This window comes from Porphyromonas sp. C0041D3 (assembly GCF_056590575.1).
Genome location: NZ_JBWPWJ010000005.1, coordinates 28561 through 48495, shown reverse-complemented (window position 1 = coordinate 48495; position 19935 = coordinate 28561). Strand labels below are relative to the sequence as shown.

The 19935-nt window shown below is 58.5% G+C and carries 18 protein-coding genes; 7 read left to right on the top strand and 11 right to left on the bottom strand.

The window, feature by feature from the left end; all coding sequences use genetic code 11:
- Nucleotides 1-6: 6 nt before the first annotated feature.
- A complete protein-coding gene (locus tag AC1EKE_RS04815; RefSeq protein ID WP_480308481.1) occupies nucleotides 7-2109 on the top strand; it encodes a hypothetical protein in 2103 nt (700 codons plus the stop codon).
- Nucleotides 2110-2305: 196 nt separating this feature from the next.
- Here the strand turns inward: AC1EKE_RS04815 and xerD are convergent, their stop codons facing one another.
- The 4 genes from xerD to AC1EKE_RS04795 are packed head-to-tail and all read right to left on the bottom strand — an operon-like array spanning nucleotide 2306 to nucleotide 5287.
- On the bottom strand, nucleotides 2306-3211 hold the full coding sequence (gene xerD / locus AC1EKE_RS04810; protein ID WP_480308480.1) for a site-specific tyrosine recombinase XerD: 906 nt from the start codon (nucleotides 3209-3211) through the stop codon (nucleotides 2306-2308).
- On the bottom strand, nucleotides 3208-3924 hold the full coding sequence (locus tag AC1EKE_RS04805; protein WP_480308479.1) for a ComF family protein: 717 nt from the start codon (nucleotides 3922-3924) through the stop codon (nucleotides 3208-3210). Before AC1EKE_RS04805 ends, xerD begins: the two co-directional genes overlap by 4 nt.
- Nucleotides 3912-4430 carry a regulatory protein RecX gene (locus AC1EKE_RS04800; RefSeq protein ID WP_297128060.1) on the bottom strand — a complete coding sequence of 173 codons (519 nt, stop codon included), beginning with the start codon at nucleotides 4428-4430 and terminating at the stop codon, nucleotides 3912-3914. Before AC1EKE_RS04800 ends, AC1EKE_RS04805 begins: the two co-directional genes overlap by 13 nt.
- The gene (locus tag AC1EKE_RS04795) at nucleotides 4427-5287 is read right to left on the bottom strand and encodes a N5-glutamine methyltransferase family protein (protein ID WP_480308478.1); all 861 of its coding nucleotides are present in this window, start codon (nucleotides 5285-5287) and stop codon (nucleotides 4427-4429) included. The genes AC1EKE_RS04800 and AC1EKE_RS04795 overlap by 4 nt, the downstream gene beginning before the upstream one ends.
- 16 nt (nucleotides 5288-5303) lie before the next feature.
- On the opposite strand from AC1EKE_RS04795, the gene ribD reads away from it, so the two are divergent.
- The 5 genes from ribD (at nucleotide 5304) to kbl (ending at nucleotide 11596) form a co-directional block, all read left to right on the top strand.
- Nucleotides 5304-6284, top strand: a complete 981-nt coding sequence (gene ribD, locus AC1EKE_RS04790) for a bifunctional diaminohydroxyphosphoribosylaminopyrimidine deaminase/5-amino-6-(5-phosphoribosylamino)uracil reductase RibD (protein ID WP_297128065.1) — start codon at nucleotides 5304-5306, stop codon at nucleotides 6282-6284.
- A gap of 376 nt (nucleotides 6285-6660) precedes the next feature.
- On the top strand, nucleotides 6661-7704 hold the full coding sequence (locus AC1EKE_RS04785; RefSeq protein ID WP_480308477.1) for a hypothetical protein: 1044 nt from the start codon (nucleotides 6661-6663) through the stop codon (nucleotides 7702-7704).
- Between the two features lie 65 nt (nucleotides 7705-7769).
- Entirely contained in the window at nucleotides 7770-8792 is a 1023-nt protein-coding gene (gene pta / locus AC1EKE_RS04780) for a phosphate acetyltransferase (protein ID WP_070466721.1), read from the top strand.
- 9 nt (nucleotides 8793-8801) lie between these two features.
- Nucleotides 8802-10010 (top strand): acetate/propionate family kinase, encoded by a 1209-nt coding sequence (locus tag AC1EKE_RS04775; RefSeq protein ID WP_297128071.1) that lies wholly within the window; start codon nucleotides 8802-8804, stop codon nucleotides 10008-10010.
- Between the two features lie 386 nt (nucleotides 10011-10396).
- Nucleotides 10397-11596: a glycine C-acetyltransferase gene (kbl, locus tag AC1EKE_RS04770; RefSeq protein WP_070464715.1), complete on the top strand. Its 1200-nt coding sequence runs from the start codon at nucleotides 10397-10399 to the stop codon at nucleotides 11594-11596.
- Nucleotides 11597-11761: 165 nt separating this feature from the next.
- Here kbl and eno read toward each other — a convergent pair whose 3' ends face one another.
- From eno to AC1EKE_RS04735, 7 genes are all read right to left on the bottom strand, one after another.
- The gene (eno, locus tag AC1EKE_RS04765) at nucleotides 11762-13078 is read right to left on the bottom strand and encodes a phosphopyruvate hydratase (RefSeq protein ID WP_480308573.1); all 1317 of its coding nucleotides are present in this window, start codon (nucleotides 13076-13078) and stop codon (nucleotides 11762-11764) included.
- Between the two features lie 215 nt (nucleotides 13079-13293).
- Nucleotides 13294-14766: a lytic transglycosylase domain-containing protein gene (locus tag AC1EKE_RS04760; protein ID WP_297128076.1), complete on the bottom strand. Its 1473-nt coding sequence runs from the start codon at nucleotides 14764-14766 to the stop codon at nucleotides 13294-13296.
- A gap of 6 nt (nucleotides 14767-14772) precedes the next feature.
- The gene (locus tag AC1EKE_RS04755) at nucleotides 14773-15525 is read right to left on the bottom strand and encodes a DUF5683 domain-containing protein (RefSeq protein ID WP_297128079.1); all 753 of its coding nucleotides are present in this window, start codon (nucleotides 15523-15525) and stop codon (nucleotides 14773-14775) included.
- Between the two features lie 3 nt (nucleotides 15526-15528).
- Nucleotides 15529-16446, bottom strand: a complete 918-nt coding sequence (locus tag AC1EKE_RS04750) for a ParB/RepB/Spo0J family partition protein (protein WP_297128082.1) — start codon at nucleotides 16444-16446, stop codon at nucleotides 15529-15531.
- Entirely contained in the window at nucleotides 16443-17231 is a 789-nt protein-coding gene (locus AC1EKE_RS04745; RefSeq protein ID WP_070464738.1) for a ParA family protein, read from the bottom strand. The genes AC1EKE_RS04750 and AC1EKE_RS04745 overlap by 4 nt, the downstream gene beginning before the upstream one ends.
- 84 nt (nucleotides 17232-17315) lie before the next feature.
- On the bottom strand, nucleotides 17316-17876 hold the full coding sequence (locus AC1EKE_RS04740) for a hypothetical protein (RefSeq protein ID WP_297128086.1): 561 nt from the start codon (nucleotides 17874-17876) through the stop codon (nucleotides 17316-17318).
- Nucleotides 17877-17897: 21 nt separating this feature from the next.
- On the bottom strand, nucleotides 17898-18257 hold the full coding sequence (locus AC1EKE_RS04735; protein ID WP_297128089.1) for a S4 domain-containing protein: 360 nt from the start codon (nucleotides 18255-18257) through the stop codon (nucleotides 17898-17900).
- Between the two features lie 478 nt (nucleotides 18258-18735).
- On the opposite strand from AC1EKE_RS04735, the gene AC1EKE_RS04730 reads away from it, so the two are divergent.
- On the top strand, nucleotides 18736-19911 hold the full coding sequence (locus AC1EKE_RS04730; protein WP_297128092.1) for an NAD(P) transhydrogenase subunit alpha: 1176 nt from the start codon (nucleotides 18736-18738) through the stop codon (nucleotides 19909-19911).
- Nucleotides 19912-19935 lie beyond the last annotated feature (24 nt).

Sequence of the window (19935 nt, the reverse complement as noted above, 5' to 3'; positions counted from 1 at the left end):
AATAAGATGAATGCACGATATACACTAAGTCTCTGTGCCTCCCTGATTGTATCGCTGCTCCTTCTCACTGCATGTGAGAGAGACACTCCATTCTCGGGAAGTGACGACTACCTATTGGACTTCTCGCTTCAGTCTGCTGATGGCGAGATCTACACAGCCCGTATTTCAGGTGAAGAGATCCGCATCGATCTCCCGCCGAGCTCGCTTCAGTCCGGTCTCAATCCGGTCTACCACATCAGCGAGCATGCTACCATTGCTCCCAGACCGGAGACAGTAAAGGACTGGTCTCTGGAGACAAAGTTTGAGATCACCTCTTACTCCGGGGCAAAGCGAGCCTACACCTATCGTCCCACACTTCTCTTTAAGGAGGCTACCGAGGATGTCCTCCTGAAGTCTGATGCTGAGGTGGAGGCCTTCGCCGCACGTGGAGTAGAGATCCTCAATGGCAGTCTGATCATCGGTGAGAAGGTCAAGAAGAATAGTCCGTCAGAGGAGAATTCACAGGTCACAAGCCTTGCCCCTCTTGCAGGTCTCCGCGAGGTGAGAGGAAGCGTCATCATCAGAGACAGCTATGTTGGGGAGCTCTTTGAGCTCAGCTCTTTGGAGCGTGTCACGGACATAGTCTTTGAGACAGATCGTATCAACCGGGTGAGGGCTGTCAGACTTCCCTCGCTTAAGTATGTCGGTGGGGACATTAAGTCTACCGGCTATGGTGGTAAGATCCGCTCAGATAGTCTGCGCATCATTGACCTGCCGGAGCTACACAGCCTGGGGGCTCTGCTACTTGAGGCCGACTCTGTGAGTGCTATCAAGCTTGGATCGCTGGTTGAGGCGGAGATGCTGAGTCTCAGCACATGTCGCTCGGCGATCCTGGACCTGTCTAGCCTCGAGAGGGTGGGTAGCCTCTACCTTGAGGACGAGCCGGCCTATGGTCAGGAGGAGCCGGGACCCATCACCTCCCTCAGTCTCCCCAAGCTAAAGACTTGCGAGGGTGACCTCGCTATAGAGGGTTTCCAAAAGGTGACTCAGGTTGATTTCTCCTCTCTTACTACTGTCGGAGGTGAGCTGAGTCTTGGGGGACTGCCCGGTCTCACCTCCCTTGAGCTACCGGAACTCACCCGGGCGGGAAGCTTACTGTACGCCTCCTACTCCTCCTCTCCGTCCCGCCACAACGAGCTGATCCGATCCATCACCTTACCTAAGCTGACAGAGGTGACAGATCGTTTGAGTCTGATGAGTTTCGTTGCTATGGAGGAGCTCTCTCTTCCCTCGCTGCGGGTCGTAGGGAACTTGGTGCTGCCAGCCACACTCCGATCCTATAGTCTGCCTGCACTGGAGGAGGTCAGGAGTAGTATCTCTCTCCCCTTCTTCAGTAAAGAGTCACTCCCTGAGCTTAGTCGTGTGACAGAGGTGGTCTTAATGCCCGTAGACGAGGGCAAGGGGCTCACCCTTGATCTCTCACCACTTAAGGGAGTGAAAAATGTGAAAGTCGTTGGTTGCACAGATGAGTGCACCATCCTCCTCCCGAGCGAGATCGAGCAGCTCACCTACGCCCAGTCCGGTAAGACCTCCATTCCGGTCATCAAGGGGCTGGAGCGATGCAAGAAGATTATCTTTGACAATCCCTTCCAGCTCACCAGTGCAATCAGCCTCCCTGCCTCACTTAAGGTAGTCACAGGCGAGATCTCCCTCGCTTCCAATAACTATGGTCCCTTTTCCGCGCCCTCACTTGAGGAGGTGGGTAAGCTCTCTGTCATTGGTGGTGATGCGATGGTGTCTGTCAGTCTACCGAAGCTGAGGAAGGCAGAGTCCCTCACGCTCTGGTCGGGCGGACTTAAGGAGATTCTCCTCCCAGTGCTCTCTGAGGTCCAGACTTTCGCACTGGGGTACAATTCGTTTCCCAATTATGCTATGACTGCTCTCCCCGACCTCTCCTCCCTCACGCACGTTGGGAAAATCACGATTTCCGGCTTTAGTCAGTTAACCGACTACACCGGGGTCAGGACTGCAGTGGAGAGTGGCGTGATCCCAGATAATGGCTGGACGGTCACCAAGTGTGGGTACAATCCCACTCTTCAGGATCTCCGAGAGGGGCGCTATAAGCGGTAGTCACATCACACATTATTATCTGTCCGGTCCGGCGGAGTAACCTGCGCTGACCGGTCTATGGAGAGGAGCTGTACTGTTCTATAGATGTACAGCTCCTCTTCCCCTTTCAGACTTGACTGCCCGAGTGGCTGTGAGTAGGGGGGTACGGATGAGGATCACGCTTTATCGGACAGCAATAATCCGGATCCGGACTTGGCTACTTATTGCGGGGATGGTGGGTGAGGATCTCGTCGCGGAGTCCGGTCAGCTCGACGTGGGTGTAGATCTCCGTCGTGGCGATGTCGGCATGCCCGAGCATATCCCGGATGGCGGAGAGGGAGGCGCCGCCCTCCAGCAGGTGGGTGGCAAAGGAGTGGCGTAGGGTGTGCGGGGAGATGGGCTTCCGGATGCCGGCCTCCTTAGCCAGCTCCTTGATCACCATAAATACCATCTGCCGCGAGAGCGGTCGCCCGAGACGGCTCAGGAAGAGGTAGTCTCGGCAGCCCGATTTCTCCCGGATCTCCTGCCGGATCGGGATGTAGTCCTCGATCCGCGCCACCGCCGTGTCGGACATCGGTATGAGCCGCTCCTTGCTCCCCTTCCCCATCACGCGGAGGTACTTGTGCTCGAGGAAGATGTGCTCGTACTTTAGCTCGCAGCACTCGCTGACCCGCAGCCCGCAGCTGTAGAGTAGCTCCAGCATAGCGGCATTGCGTACGCCGTGAGCCGTATTCAGGTCGATGCTGTCGATCAGCCGGTCGATCTCCTCCACCGTCAGCACCTCCGGAAGGCGCCGTCCGATCCGCGGTACCTCCAGCAGGTCGGTCGGATTGGCGGGGATGATCTCCTCGGCAAAGAGGTACCGGTAGAAGGATCTCACCCCGCTCACCACCCGTGCCATGCTCCGGGCGTCGAGCCCCAGGTCGGCGAGGTAGGCAAGGAAGTGCTCCAGGTCGGGGTAGGTGAGCTGCAGCACCTCCAGTCGCCGGTCAGCGGCGTACTCGTAGAGGTGCTTGAGGTCAAAGGTGTAGCTCCGGATCGTATTGGAGCTCAGGTTTCGTCCCAGTGTGAGGTACTGCCGGAAGTCCTCCACCAGCTCAGGTAGTTTCTGCTCGTCCGTCATATCGTCCTTTCGCCACAAGCGAGAGTGTAGTAGGAGACACTCTCGGCGCCCGCCTCCATCAGCGCCAGCGCGCAGGCGGAGAGCGTTGCACCGGTCGTCAGCACGTCATCGATGATCAGGATCCTTCGGCGAGAGACCTTGTCGGGATCGGGGACGTAAAAAGTCTCTCGCATCGATGCCCACCGCGCCTCTCGCCCTCTGTGGGTCTGGGTGCCGGCGCTGTCGCGTCTGGCGAGGAGCGTCTCATCAAGGCGGATGCCGAGGACATCCGTCAGTCCGCGGGCGATGTAAGCCGACTGGTTGTAGCCACGCTGGCGGAGGCGACTTGGTGTGAGGGGAACCGGTACCGCCACTCCTATGTCAGCAAAGTGTCCCGCCCTGAGGTGCTCCGGGGCGAAGAGTCGCCCCAGTCGCTCCCCCAGCTCGGGATGACCTTCGTACTTGATCGTATGGATGAGGTCTCGCACGGGGTTGTGGTGCGTAAAGCCGAGGTCGCTCCGATACTCGGTGAAGGGGGCGTGTCCCTCGATCCGCTTCTCCGCATCGTAGAGCGCCTCGGATCCCGGGTAGCGGGGCAGGAGGTCGAGACAGGCGGGGCAGATCATCAGTCGGTCAGCGGATAGCCGCTCGCCACAGACGAGACAGTAGTGAGGGAAGAGCGTGCTACCCAGCTCTCTCGCCGCCACGCTGAGCCACTCTGCTACTCGTACCATCGCTCCTCATCCTCGCCCTCCACCGTGAGGTCCATCTCCCGCAGCACCTCTTCGGTGATCTCGGAGGGGTAGCCTCGACCATAGGCTGCGGTCATCAGCCGTCCGCGGAGGTCGTAGGCGGACTTAGACTTCTTGCGGTATCGCTCGAGCTTAGGCGCTAGGTAGCGCTCGAGGAGCTCGATCCACTTGGCGTCAGGGATCGTCGCCAGCTCACGCTCGATCGCCTCATCGGAGACCCCCTTGCCCCGAAGCTCTCGCCTTAGCATAAAGGGTCCCTTGCCGAGGAGCTCCGTCTTATCCGCCACGAAGTGCCTCACATACCGCTCCTCATCGATGAAGTGCTGTGACCTCAGCCACTCCAGTATCTGCTCCACCTCCTCTGCGGAGATGGGCTCGAGAGACCATTTGTAGAGCTTGTCGGTCACCTCCTTCGCCGACCGCTCCGCCTTGGCGCAGTAGGAACCCGCCTTGGTCAGCAGTCGCTTCCGCTCCTTCTCGTCGATCATCCCTTCTCTGCAAATAAGAATCGCCTCTCCCTCCTGTAGCCGTAGCCAAAGGTGACCTCGTACTCCCTTCTGTGGAAAAGCTCCTCAAGGCGCACGGCGGCAAGAGGATTGCTCTCCAGAGCGTACCGAGGGGCGGGGCAGCGAGTGAGGATCGCTTCGTAGAAGAGTGCCGGCTCATCGTCCGGGACGAAGAGTGCCTCCGCCGGCTCCCGCTCCGTTACGTGTGGTGCCATCTCCTGACGCTCCCGCTCGAGGATGTAAGGTGGGTTGCTCACCACGAGATCCACAGGGTGGGGAAGGGCAAAGGTGTTGATGAGCAGGTCGGCCCGGAGGATCGTCACCCGGTCCGAGAGCCCGGTGGTCTCCGCATTTTGCTGTGCCAGTCGGACGGCATCCGGGCTGACGTCTATGGCGGTGACACGGATCCCAGGGTGGCGGTGGGCAAGGAGAAGGGCGATGGCACCGGTGCCGGTGCCGAGGTCTGCCACCCGCTCATTACCTACGAGCCAGCCTCGTCGGTCGATGAGGTCGCAGAGGGTGGCTGTCTCGGGCCGTGGGATCAGTACTCCGGGGGCGGTCGCCAGGGTCAGCTCCCCGAAGTCGGCACGACCGAGAATGTACTGCAGCGGCTCGTGCTCTATGAGCCGATCGGTGTAGTCCGTGAGGGTCTCGGTCTCCTTTTTCGTAAGTTTGTAGTCGGAGAGGATCATCTCAGGGTAGCCCCTCCCCGTCACCTCCTCGAGGAGACGACGGGAGAGACCGATCGCCTCGCGTCGGTCGGTGTAGTAGCTCGCGAGGCGGTCTGCGATATGGCGACTATGCGACTGGATATCCATCTGTAGCAAATATACAAGCATTTTCCCTAATGAAATGATGAGTGACGAGAGATATATGTGGCGAGCCATCGATCTCGCTCGCCGTGCAGAGCTGCAGGCTGTCTGCCCCAATCCCCGGGTCGGTGCGGTGCTGGTCTGGCAGGATAGGGTCATCGGTGAGGGGTATCATCAGCGGTGTGGAGAGGGGCATGCGGAGGTGAATTGTCTCGGCTCTGTCGCCCCCGAGGACGAGTCGAAGATCCCCGACAGCACACTCTACGTCACTCTCGAGCCCTGCTCTCATCAGGGACGAACCCCCTCCTGCGCCCGTATGCTGATCTCAAGAGGCATCCGGCGGGTGGTCGTCGGCTGCCTTGATCCCAATCCACTCGTCTCCGGACGGGGGATCAGCCTCCTGCGCCAGTCCGGCATTGAGGTCTCCACCGGCTGTCTCGAGGAGCAGTGCCGGCAGGTGGCGAGAGTTTTCCTCACCAATCAGGAGCAGGGAAGGCCATATATCATACTGAAGTGGGCGGAGTCGGCCGATCACTTCCTCGATCGGCTGCGGCAAAGCCCGGAGGAGCGCCCGGTCGCCTTCTCCACCCCTCATACGCGTATGCTGGTTCATCGGCTCCGGAGCTGCTGTAGTGGGATTGTGGTCGGGAGGAGGACCCTTGAGCTGGACCGGCCGTCGCTCACCAATCGCTACTGGCCGCTCTCGCCCTACTCGCCGAAGCGCTTTCTCCTCTCCTCGCAGGAGGTTGACCTGGATCCCGGCTGGGAGCTCCTCCGCAGCGTCTCGCCGGAGAGTATGTCCTACCTCCTGATGGAGAGTGTCACCTCGCTGCTCGTCGAGGGTGGGGCAGAGACGCTGAGGGCGTTCCTGGAGGCGGACCTTTGGGATGAGATCTACGTGGAGCAGGTGCCGGATGTGACGCTCGGTGAGGGGGTGAAAGCTCCGTCGCTGGACGCACTGACACCTGACCAAGAGCTTGTGAGGGACGGGCATCACCTTTACAGATACCGCAGATGGGCGTGACAGGATTTTCCCTGTGTTTGGCGGGTATACCGGTATATGACTTTGCTAATTGAATGATAGAGTAACCTTATTGTTATAAGTGTTTTATGAATTGGCGACCTTTATTTCCTCTGGTTATTGGTCTTTTGGGACTTGTCCTGTACATCTCTAACTTGATCGAGCTAGAGAAAAAGAAAGACACATACCAAAATCCTCCTTATGTATCTGCGCGTCGAAGGGAGATCTATCTCTGGATTGTGATCTTCTCCTATCTTTTCATTGATAATATTTGTCCGGTTTGGGGACTGCTTTTCAATACGTAGACTAAGGAGTAGTTGAGAGCATCCGCACCTCGCTCGTCTTTATGCGAGGTGCGGGTGCTCTTACCATATCTTTTATGATCCTCCACTACTTCAATCCCGGGTACGAGCTCTCCGCAAAGCGGCGGCAGGCTCACTACACGCCGACGAAGCCGGTCCGGCAGCTGCGGCATGACCTCGCCACCCTGCCGATCTACTACGCTGCGGAGGGTGAGGGGGTGCTGGTGCCGCAGGACCTCCCTACGGAGCTGCGGACGGAGCAAATGGTCAGCCGGGCGGAGACGGGCGACCGGATCGTGCCGTGGGGGGCGGCACCGGAAGTGCCGGGGATCGGGTATGAACCGGAAGTGATGCGCCGGCTCGCGAGTCGGGAGCGGTCACTGGAGTTGTGGAAAAAACTGTACGAGCCGTCGCTCTTCGGTCCTATGATGCCGCCTCGACGCATCTCGGAGGAGAGCGAAGTGCCCAAGGAGGGACGCTGGGTCGCCAAGCTCGACTTCAGCAGCTCCGGTCGTGGGGTCTTCTTCCCTAAGTCCATACCGGAGCTTCGGGAGGTGCTCCGGAGGCATCAGGAGCTCTACCTGGAGCCGTGGCTCGATCGGGTGGCAGACCGAGGGTACGAGTTTGTCCGCCACCCCGATGGCGGGATCGAGTACGTGGGTGTCCATCTCTTCACCACCGGTCAGGGTCGCTATGGCGCCAGTCTCGTTGCTCCTCAAGCGGTGGTGCTGGAGCAACTCCGCCGTCAGCCTACCACGCCCACGCACGAGGAGTATGTGGCACACCTGCTGGAGCGACTGCGAGGCTACGACTTCCACGGCTACACCGGTCCCTTCGGTATCGACACTGTGGTATGGAGGGATGGCGACCACCTACGGCTCGCCCCCTCTGTGGAGATCAATCTCCGGCGGACGATGGGGCACGTCGCCCTCGAGTTGTCGCGGCGGTATGCCGAGCCGACCGGACTGACCCTCCTCTACGAGATCACCTCCCCGCAGGGTCTTACCGACCTCCCCCTCTACCTCACCGGGTCACTCCACACGTACGCCCCCACGCTGCTCACCCCGATCCTCCCCGACACCCGATTTGTCGCTCTCCTCCGACCCACCCCAAAGTGGTAAAAAATGGTTACTTTTGCCCAGCGAGAGAGAAAAAATCATTACAATCAATACGTTCATCATATCCTATGAAACTACTGGAGTCTATTGCCGAGAAGGCAAAGAAAAATGTCATGTCGATCGTCTTCCCAGAGGGCGAGGAGGAGCGGACGCTTAAGGGCGTCGATATGCTCCTTCGGGACAAGATCCTCACGCCTATCCTGATCGGCGACCCGGAAGTGATCCGGAGGAAGTCCGAGGAGCTCGGGCTGGAGCACATCCATGAGGCTCAGATCGTTTGTCCCAAGAGCAACCCCAAGAAGCAGGAGTACGCAGACCTCCTCTACGATCTCCGCAAGCATAAGGGCATGACGCCCGAGCAGGCACTCGCCAAGGCTGAGGACCCGCTCTTCCTCGGCTGCCTTATGATCAAGAGTGGCGACGCCGACGGAGAGGTATCCGGTGCGATCCACTCCACCGGCGACACCATCCGCCCCGCCCTGCAGATCCTCCGCACCGCTCCCGGAGTCAAGGCTGTGAGCGGTAGCTTCATCATCCAAATGAATGACCAGATCACGCCCAAGTACGGCTCCGACGGCCTCTTCGTCTTTGCCGACTGCGGCGTCATGATCTCACCGAATAAGGAGCAGCTCGCTCAGATCGCCATCTCCTCCGCCGAGACCGCACAGTCTGTCCTCGGTATGGATCCCAAGATCGCCTTCACCTCCTTCTCCACCAAGGGCAGTGCCAAGGATGAGAAGGTCGACCTCATGGTCGAGGCTATGGAGTACACCCGCGAGATCGCTCCCGAGCTGAAGATCGATGGCGAGCTCCAGATCGATGCCGCCCTCGATCCCACTGTCGCTGAGCTCAAGGCTCCCGGTAGCGAGGTGGCCGGTCACGCCAATGTCCTCGTCTTCCCCGACCTCCAGGTGGGCAACATCGCCTACAAGATCGCACAGCGTATCGGTGGTGCCACCGCCATCGGCCCGATCCTGCAGGGTCTTGACGGTGCTGTCAACGACCTCTCCCGCGGCTGCTCCCCCATGGACATCTACTACCTCGCTGCTGTCACCGCCCTCCAGGCTGCTCATCGTAAGTCTCAGAAGTAATATCAGGATATGAAGGTTTTAGTCCTCAATTGCGGCAGCTCGTCTGCCAAGTTTCAGCTCATCGACACCGAGTCGGAGCAGGTGATGATCAAGGGGAATGCTGAGCGCATCGGCGACAAGGAGTCGTTCCTCAAGGTCAAGACCCCGGACGGCAAGTCCAATACCATCGAGCAGTACTTCCGCGATCACACCCAGGCGGTGGAGCTGATCCTCAAGCAGCTCACCGACCCGCAGTACCACTGCATCTCCAGCCTTGATGAGATCGGCGCTGTCGGTCACCGCGTCCTGCACGGTGGCTCCGTCTTCACGAAGAGCTGTCTCGTTACCCCCGAGGTGATTGAGGGGATCAAGAGGTGCATCCCCCTCGGGCCACTGCACAACCCCGCCAACCTCAAGGGTATCGACGCTGTCTCACAGGTCCTGCCCAAGGCTCCCCAGGTGGTCGTCTTCGACACCTCCTTCCATCAGACGATGCCGGCGAAGTCCTACATGTACGCCATCCCTCGCCGCTTCTACGACGAGTATCAGATCCGTCGCTACGGCTTCCACGGCACCAGCCACCGCTATGTCAGCCACCGCACCTGCGAGATCCTCGGGCTTGACCCCGATCACAATCGCCTCATCTCCTGCCACATCGGCAACGGAGGCTCTATCTGCGCTGTCAAGGATGGCAAGTGCATCGATACCACGATGGGGCTCACCCCGCTGGAGGGACTGATGATGGGTACCCGCTCAGGCGACATCGACCCGGCTGCAGTCCTCTATATCATGAAGAAGGAGGGACTCACTCCCGATCAGATGGACCACCTGCTCAATAAGGAGTCTGGCGTCCTCGGCGTCACCGGCAAGTCCAGCGACATGCGCGACATCGAGGCTGGTGTGGCTGCAGGCGACAAGGACTGCATCCTCGCCCTCTCTATGTACGATCAGCGGATCAAGAAGTACGTCGGAGCCTACCTCGCTGAGCTCGGTGGTGCCGATGCGATCATCTTCACCGGCGGTGTGGGAGAGAATCAGGCCATCACCCGTGAGACCGTCTGCTCCGATATGGAGTTTTGTGGCATCAAGCTCGACAAGGAGCTCAATGCCAAGGTCCACGGTACCGAGACCGTCATCTCTGCCCCCGACAGTAAGGTCAAGGTGATCGTCGTGCCGACCAACGAGGAGCTGGTCATCGCACGCGATACCGTCGCCATCGTCACCGGCAAGATGAAGTAAGGCCATCGCCTTTCCCTAATAGAGAATCAAAAGGGTCCCCACAGTCGCACCGGCTGTGGGGACCCTTTTCTTTTGCTCAGAGGATGAAAGGTCGGAGCCCAGTCCTAAGGGAAAAGTCTAATACCGATATTAGGTAACTCTAATATCGGTATTAGACTTTCCTAATATCGGTATTAGAATCACCTAATATCGGTATTAGACAAGCGCCTGTTTTTCGTCATGGGGCAGGCGCATTAGGGATGGGCGGATGATCCCTTTTCTCCATACTCTCACACCGGCTCTTGAGAGGCAGTCAAGACGAGTAAAAAATGGTATCTTTGGGGTACTCAAAAAGCGAATCCTCAGTAGAAGACACTTTTAATCATCTCTATACACAATCACAATCTATGTACGACAAGTATAAGAAGCACCTCGAGGAGACTCTCCAGGCGATCAAGGATGCCGGCACTTACAAGCGTGAGCGCCTCATCACCAGCAAGCAGAGCTCTGCCATCACCGTGGATCAGAATGGCAAGGAGATCCATGCACTCAACTTCTGCGCCAATAACTACCTCGGTCTCGCTGACGATCAGCGCCTGATCGATGCCGCAGAGAAGATGATGGCCCGCCGTGGCTTCGGTATGTCCTCTGTCCGCTTCATCTGCGGTACGCAGGATGTACACCTGGAGCTGGAGAAGGCTATCTCTCGCTACTTCGGCACCGAGGACACGATCCTCTACGCTGCCTGCTTTGATGCCAATGGCGGTCTCTTCGGCTCCCTCCTCACCGAGGAGGATGCGATCATCTCCGATCAGCTCAATCACGCCTCCATCATCGATGGTGTCCGTCTCTGCAAGGCACAGCGCTACCGCTACCTCAATGGCGATATGGCCGACCTGGAGGCGAAGCTCAAGGAGGCTCAGGCTCAGCGCTTCCGCGTCATCGCCACGGATGGTGTCTTCTCTATGGACGGCAACGTCGCTCCGCTCGATAAGATCTGCGAGCTGGCTGAGAAGTATGACGCTATGGTGATGGTCGACGAGAGCCACTCTGCCGGTGTCGTCGGCAAGACCGGTCGCGGTGTCACCGAGCAGTATGGCGTGCGTGGTAAGGTGGAGATCATCACCGGTACCCTCGGCAAGGCCTTTGGTGGTGCTGTCGGTGGCTTCACCACCGGTAAGAAGGAGATCATCGAGCTCCTCCGCCAGACCTCACGTCCCTACCTCTTCTCCAACTCTCTCCCCCCATCTCTCGTCGGTGCCGGCATCGAGACCTTCCGCATCCTCGAGGAGTCAACGGAGCTCCACGACCGTCTGATGGACAATGTCGCCTACTTCCAGGAGAAGATCAAGAAGCTCGGCTTCGACCTGCTCCCCACACAGAGCGCCATCGTCGCTGTGATGATCTACGACGCTGCCAAGGCTGCTGAGTTTGCTGCCCGCATGCAGGAGGAGGGCATCTTCGTCACTGGCTTCAGCTATCCGGTGGTACCGAAGGACAAGGCACGCATCCGCGTACAGCTCTCTGCTGCTCACACCCACGAGCAGATCGACCGCTGCATCGCTGCCTTCGATAAGATTGGCCACGACCTCGGGATCCTGAAGTAATCCACTTCCACTTCATCCAAACCTATGGCGCCCCGGCGGACTTAGATCCCCCGGGGCGCCTTTCCTTTGGTGCCTGACGATCTTTTTTTTGGGGAAAAAAGAGGGGGCGACAAGTCAGTAGTGACCTGTCGCCCCCTCTCTGTGGGCTCTCTCTCGAGGGAGAGATTACTTCTTGCGGCTTACGCGGCAGTAGCCGTACTGAGCCTTGTCACCCAGCTCCTCCTCGATGCGGAGCAGCTGATTGTACTTGGCGATGCGGTCGGTGCGGCTGAGAGAGCCGGTCTTGATCTGGCCGCTATTGGTGGCCACAGCGATGTCGGCGATGGTGGTGTCCTCAGTCTCACCGGAGCGGTGGCTGGTGACGCTGGTGTAGCCGGCGCGGTGAGCCATCTCGATGGCGTCGAGGGTCTCGGTGAGGGTACCGATCTGATTGACCTTGATGAGGATCGAGTTGGCAGCGCCCATCTCGATGCCCTTCTTGAGGTAGTCGACGTTGGTGACGAAGAGGTCGTCGCCGACGAGCTGGCAGCGGTCACCGATGCGGTCGGTGAGCTTCACCCAATTCTCCCAGTCGTTCTCATCCAGACCATCCTCGATGGAGTCGATGGGGTACTTAGCGATGAGCTGCTCGAGGTAGTCGATCTGCTCCTCAGCGGTCAGCTTCTTGCCATTGGGATCCTTGGGCATACCGGTCTTGAGCTGGCGGTAGTCGTAGTACCACTTGCCATCCTCCTGTACAGCAAACTCAGATGCGGCGCAGTCCATAGCGATGCGCACGTCCTTACCGGGCTCGTAGCCGGCGTCCTTGACAGCCTGGATGATGGAGTCGAGGGCGTCCTCGATGCCATCGAGCTTGGGGGCGAAGCCACCCTCGTCACCGACAGCGGTGGAGAGGCCACGCTTCTTGAGTAGCTTGGCGAGAGCGTGGAAGACCTCAGCACCCATACGGAGACCCTCACGGAAGGTCTCAGCACCCACGGGGCGGATCATAAACTCCTGGAAGGCGATGGGCGCATCGGAGTGAGCGCCACCATTGATGATATTCATCATCGGTACCGGGAGGACGTACGTATTGGTGCCGCCGATATAGCGATAGAGGGGCAGGTCGAGTGCGGTGGCGGCAGCACGGGCGCAGGCGAGGGAGACGCCGAGGATGGCGTTGGCTCCGAGCTTGGACTTCGTCTTGGTGCCGTCGAGCTCGAGCATCTTCTGGTCAATGCCACGCTGGTCGAGGACGTCCATACCGATCAGCTCGGGAGCGATCTTAGTATTGACATTCTCCACAGCCTTGAGGACGCCCTTGCCGCAGTAGCGCTTCTTGTCGCAATCGCGGAGCTCGAGAGCCTCGTTCTCACCCGTGGAGGCACCACTGGGGACGCAAGCGCGACCGATGATGCCATACTCCAGCTCTACCTCTACCTCTACGGTGGGGTTGCCGCGAGAGTCGAGGATCTCGCGACCATGTACGTTCTGAATTTCCATTCTTCTCATTATTCTATAGGATTAGTACTAAAAATCTTTCTTTACCGACCACAAATATACCCAAAGTGTCCGACTTAAGTGGTCCGCTTGACCTCTTTTATAAGATCTGAAGTGGAGGAAGAGGGCCACGGGATGCTCCATAGGGCGTATCTCGTAGGTGACGACCTGCTCCACGAGGCCTCGTACTATAGCCCTCTCAGATGGCAGACGGGGACTTACGGGATCAGGAGGCGCTGCCCGGGACGGATGTTATTGGAGCGGAGGTTATTGGCTCGCTTGATCTTGGTGACGGTGACGCCCTTGTACTTCGAGGCGATCCCGGAGAGGGTGTCGCCTCTCTTCACGGTGTAGTAGCGGGCATTATGCTGCTGGGTGCTGCCCTTTTTCTTGCTCGTCGTGCCGGACTTGGCTGCGGAGACTGAGGCTTTGTCGCCTGTCCGGATCACTAACCGCTGCCCGGGGTGGATCGTATTTGACCTCAATCCATTCCACTGCTTGATCTGAGCTGTGGTGACGTGGAAGCGGCGGGCTATGGAGCCGAGAGAGTCGCCTCGGCGGACGCGGTAGGTCACCTCTCGCTCACTGTCGGCAGTCTGCTGCTCGTCAATGTCATCAGAGTCGGACGTGCTGTCCTCCTCCCTCGCCTCGCTCTCGTGGTGAGTGGCGAAGTACTTCTCCCTCTTGGAGTCAAAGTCGATCGCTGCCTGCGCCGGCAGCACGATCACCTGCGATTGCTGGTTGCCGGGGATGATCCCCTTCTTGTACATAGGATTGAGCAGCTCGATGGTATCGAGGGAGACGCTGGTGATCTCCGCCAGCTCTCTCGTGGTGCAGCGACGGGCGAGGTGGACTGTGTCTGTGGCGAGCGGTATGTGGATCGCTGAGGGTCGTATGTCGTGCTCCCGGTAGTACTCCATGCTGTAGAAGGCAGCGATGAAGAAGGGGACGTAGGAGCGGGTCTCGCGGGGGAGGTAGGGAAAGATCTCCCAGAAGTCTCTCTTCCCCCCTGAGCGGCGGATCGCCTTATTGATATTGCCGGGACCACAATTGTAGGCCGCTATGGCGAGCATCCAGTCGCCGTAGAGGGCGTACATGTCCTTGAAGTACTCGCACATGGCGCGGGTGGACTTGCGGGGATCCATCCGCTCATCGATCACCGAGTTGATCGTGAGACCGTAGATCTTGCCGGTGCGGAGCATAAATTGCCAGAAGCCTGTCGCTCCCATCCGGGAGACGGCGGTGGGATTGAGTGCACTCTCAACGATGGCGAGGTACTTCAGCTCGAGGGGCAGCCCCTGTCTGTCGAGCTCCTCCTCGATGATAGGGAAGTAGTAGGTGGCCCGACTTAGCATCAGGCTCATAAGGTTGCTCCGGCGATTGACATAGAGGTCGATCGCCTCCCGCACAGCGGGATTGTAGGTGAGCGGTATGGCGCTCTCCATCCGTGCCAGCCGGTCGCGGTAGAGCTGGTCCTTACCCTCCAGCTCTCGCTTGCTCGCCTGTCGGTGTGGCTTGCTGAGGGAGTAGTATTCCTTGTACCGAGAGTTGAGGAGCGAGTCGAGAGCCATATCGAAGCTCTCCGGCAGACGTCCTAGGTCGGGCTCCTCACCATTGCTCTGACCATAGGCCTGAGGTAGGGCGAGTGCTGTCAGCAGGAGGAGTAGGAGGAGTGGGAATGGGCGTCTCATATAAGGTCAAAAGGATAGAGCTACCTGGACGGCAGGTCCTCCCGATGAGGGGAGAGTGGTCGAGGGGATGTAGGAGGGGGTCGCCCGAAGTGTCAGTTCCGGGGAGATGTCGAAGTGTGCCAGCTCCGCATCGACGTAGGCATCGACGATCGAGAGGGCGTAGACGCCCACGGCAACGATGATGGAGAGGTCGCGATTGCGCCGATAGAAGTCGCGTCCATGGCGGAGGGTCTCTTGGAAGGAGCCGTTAGTCCGGTAGCTTTTGGGGTCGGCACCGGCGGGGACAAAGGCGATCCACGAGTCGTTGGTCATCGGGTCGTCGCTCTTGATGTCGCTGTAGGCCTTGGCGTACTCGAGGAGGTTGTTGTTATTCCACGAGATGGCGTAGTAGAGGGCGGTCATGCCCCCGATGATGATCGGGACCTTCCAGTACTTCCTATTGTAGACCTGTCCGCCTCCGGGGATGATCGCCCAGAGGACTGCGGCGCGGGGACTGGGGGAGAAGGTCTTCTGCTCCACCTTCGTCACCTCCTCCTCCTCAGTGGGGACCTCGGTCGGTATCAGCCGAGTGCTATCCTGCTGTACTGCCAGGGCGTCTGTCTTGGCGGGTGTGAGGATGGTTGTGTCGGGCTGCAGTGGTGGGGCAGAGGGGATGGTGTCGCAGCCGATCGTCTCGCGCCCATACGCCAAGCTTGTCCCCAAGCCGAGAGCCAAGAGGAGGAAGAAAAGGTGTGCCAGACGATGACTCAGGCGGTACATACGCTACAGCTTGCTCAGCATCGAGAGGATCTCCTGCAGCTGATCATCGCTTGCGAAGGGGATCGTGATCCGACCCTTACCGGCGGCGTTGCAGCTCATCTTCACTTTCGTCCCGAAGATCTGTGAGATCTGGTCGGTGGTGCTGCGGTACTGTGCCAAGCGCTCCTTGGCGACCCGGCGTGCCTCCTCCTGCGATTTTGCCCGGTCGCTCGGCTCAGCAGTGCTGTACTCGCGAGCCATCTGCTCCACGTCCCTGACGGAGAGATCATCGGTGAGGATCTGCTTGTAGAGCGCCAGCTGCAGCTCGGTGTCCTCTATGCTGAGGAGGGCGCGGGCGTGCCCCATGGTGAGCTTCCTATTCTTCAGCCCCAGCTGTATCTGCGCCGGGAGCTTGAGGAGCCGGAGGTAATTGGCGACCGTGGCGCGCTTCTTCCCCACGCGTGTCGCCAGCTCCTCCTGCGTCAGCCCGTCGGCATCGATCAGCTTGCTGAAGGTGAGGGCGATCTCGATCGCATTGAGGTCCTCGCGCTGGATATTCTCGATCAGCGCCATCTCCACTACCTGGTCGTCATCCACGGTGCGGATATAGGCGGGGATCGTCTCCAACTCTATCAGCCGGGCAGCTCGGTAGCGGCGCTCACCGCTGATGATGATGTACTTTCCCTGCCCCTTACCATCCTCCCGCACGGTGATCGGCTGGACGAGCCCGATGTGCTTGATCGAGGAGGCCAGCTCCTCGAGGGTCTCGGCATCGAAGTCTCGCCGTGGCTGGTCGGGATTGGGGTAAATGGCATCGAGAGGTAGCTCAGAGATGGAGGAGGATCCTCCGGTCTCTACCTTCTTTATATTGACGAAGTCATTGGGGAAGAGGGCGTCAAGTCCTCGCCCGAGAGAGGCGCTATTTCTATTGCTCGTACTCATGAGATGGTTCGGCGGATCGGGGTGTGATTATTCTCCATCACCTCGTGAGCCAGCTCGAGGTAGTTTTGACTCCCCTTGGAGGAGAGGTCAAAGTCGAGTACGCTCTTGCCGAAGCTCGGTGCCTCGCTGATGCGGACGTTGCGATTGATGACCGTGTCGAAGACGAGGTCCTTGAAGTGCTTCTTGACGTCCTTATAGACCTGCGTGGAGAGCTTGGTGCGGCTGTCGTACATAGTCATGAGGAAGCCCTCGATGTCGATGGGGGGATTGAGCCGCTCCTTGACGATGCGTAGGGTGCTGAGGAGCTTACTGATCCCCTCGAGGGCGAAGTACTCGCACTGGACAGGGATGATGACCGAGTCGGCGGCAGCGAGGGCAGCGATGGTGATGAGACCGAGGGAGGGCGCGCAGTCGATGAGGATGAAGTCGAAGTCCGGCTTGAGTAGCTCCGTGATGCGCCTGAGGACATACTCCCGCTGTGGGACGTTGACCAGCTCCACCTCAGCCCCAGCGAGGTCGGTGTGTGATGGGAGGATCTCCAGTCCCTCCACGGAGGAGGGGATCAGGCACTTCCTCGGGTCGGTATCCCCGAGGATGCAGCCGTAGGTAGAGAGCTCGGCGGACTTGGCCTGAGCACCGAGACCACTGGTAGCATTGGCCTGCGGGTCCGCATCGATAAGCAACACGTGGCACCCCAGCGCGACCAGTGCCGCAGAGAGGTTCATCGCCGTCGTTGTCTTGCCGACACCGCCCTTCTGATTGGATATAGCTATTACTTTGCCCATAGCACTTGCCTGATAATGATCAGGGACAAAGTTAGGCAAAATCTATCACATACTTCCCGGCAAACTGCCTACCGGATCAGCGGCTCAGTCGGCGTACTCGCTGATATCGTCTTGTGTGGCGGCGTTGTAGTAATCGATGAGGTACCACTTGTCGTCCGGAGATTTCCGGGCAAAGGTGTACTGCTCAAGGATGTCAGAGTCGATGTATCCGGTGCAGAAGGAGGCAGTGTCCCTCTCGATGATGATCCATGAGGCAAAGTAACCGGTGCTGTCAGGCGAGATGATCCGGAAGGGATCCTCGACCACATGAGGTGGAGTGACTCCGCTTGGGAGGAGGGCGCGCGAGCGTACCACTCCGGCGTCCTTACGGAAGCTTACGAGGAAGGAGGTCAGTGGCTCGGTCCCCTGATTGCATGGCGCCTCGATGCTCTCAAGGAGGGAGTTATTGGACTGGTACACCGCAAAGGTGCAGGGCTCCTCCACCTCCGTCGCCATCGGGACGCTCTGCTCAGTCGTGAGAGGGGCGGGGGTCGCCTCTTCCCAGCTCTTCTCCTCGCTCTGCCGCTTACTGCCGCTGCAGGAGAGAGAGCCCACCAATAGGAGCACCAGAGTCATACTCCCCACTCCCATCCTCATCACGCTCATATATATTGTGTGTCTACTTATCTATTCGTCGTACGCATCCTCCTCGTACTCGTCCACCTTGGAGCGGGTACGACGGTGCTTCTTCCGACCCTTCCTCAGCTCGCGACTCTTGGGGTCCTCGTAGCGCTCATCCTCCTGTCGAAATTGCTTTCCCGAGCCGACCTCGGTCCGCCCAATCTCCTGACGCTCCAGTCGGCGGAAGATCCCCTTGAGGGGTATGGAGACGTCATCCAGTGCGACGATATCGCCGGAGCCGGCCTTGTCGCCGATCTGAATCTTCGATCCATTGACAGTGACGCGCCCCTGGCGGATGTAATCCTCGGCCTCGCGTCGGGTGTAGTCGTAGTATTCAGCAATAATGCGACTTACTCGTACTTCCATGATGAAGTAAAATGATTAGAAAGTATTTCCAATGATTAACAATAGATTAGGGTACAAAAGTACTCTTTATTCCCATTAAAACAAGCGTCTATGCCCGGGGGTTGCCATCGTGGATCATAAACGGTGATCTGAGAGGGCAGTCTGCTCGTCTACCACTCCGTAGGGTAGGATGCGGATTGCGCGTGAAGGTAGCACGGGATGTGCAAAGTGCAGTAAGCAATTAGCACTACTTGCCATCAGCTGAGATGCGTCTCCCTCAGATGATTGTCGGCGGCTCTTGTGGGATGTAGATCTCTGTATATTAAGTATGTACGCGATCTTCTTGGTGGCTCTTTTTATTAGCGAGTGAGTTAATGTGAAAATTTAGTATCCCCGAACCTCTATTTTTCTTGTTTGGTCCGACTCTTTTTTCCATACATTTGTCTCAGACAAGACAATTACAATCACCTTTAAAACCAAAACCAACCACTTATCATCTATGATTATAAGCATTCCGCGTGAGATCATGCCCGGTGAGAGTCGCGTCGCAGCGACTCCGGAGACCGTGAAGAAGTTTGTCGCTGACGGCTGCGAAGTCCTCGTAGAGGCCGGTGCAGGAGAGCCCTCCTACCACCACGACAAGGACTACGAGGCTGCCGGTGCCAAGCTGATGACCGATACTCAGGCACTCTTCGACAAGGCCGACGTGATCCTCAAGGTCAAGGAGCCGCTCTTCAATGAGCAGCTGCAGAAGAATGAGGCAGACATGATGCACGAGGGTCAGGTGCTGATCACCTTCATCCACCCCGCCTCCCCCGTCAATCATGAGATGGTGAAGAAGCTCGCCCACAATGGCGTCGTAGCTCTCACCCTCGATGGTGTACCCCGTATCTCTCGCGCTCAGAATATGGACGCACTCACCTCGATGAGTACCTGCGCCGGATACAAGGGTATGATCATGGCAGCCAACGACCTGCCCTACTTTATGCCCCAGATGTTTACCGCTGTCGGCCAGATCGTCCCCGCCAAGGTGATGGTCATCGGTGTCGGCGTTGCCGGTCTGCAGGCTCTTGCCACCGCCAAGCGTCTCGGTGCGATCACCTACGCTGCTGATATCCGCCCGATGGCTGCTGAGAATGCAAAGTCTCTCGGCGCTCAGATCGTCGAGACCGGTGTCGATCCCAAGCTCGCTGTCGGCGAGGGAGGCTACGCTATGCGTCTTCCCGACGATGTGCTGGCTGCAGAGCGTGAGAAGCTCTATCCTACGATCAAGGAGATGGACATCGTCTTCTGCTCCGCACTGATCCCCGGTAAGATCGCTCCTACGATCATCACCGAGGAGATGGTCAAGGGGATGAAGAAGGGCGCTGCCATCGTCGACATCTCTATCGACCAGGGCGGTAACTGCGAGTGCACGCCTCCCGGAAAGCACGAGCGTGTCCACGATGTTATGATCAATGGTATCAAGAATATCCCCGGACTGCTCGCCAATAGCTCCACCTGGATGTTCTCTCAGAATATCTACAACCTGACCAAGTATCTCACTCACGACGGCAAGATCGTCCTCGATCCTCAGGATGAGATCTGCAAGGGTATCACCGTGACCAAGGACCGCAAGATCGTACATGCCGGCTGCCTCGAGGCGCTCGGTGCAGACGGTCCTCTGGAGTGCTAATCATCTAATCACCATGAGCCAAAT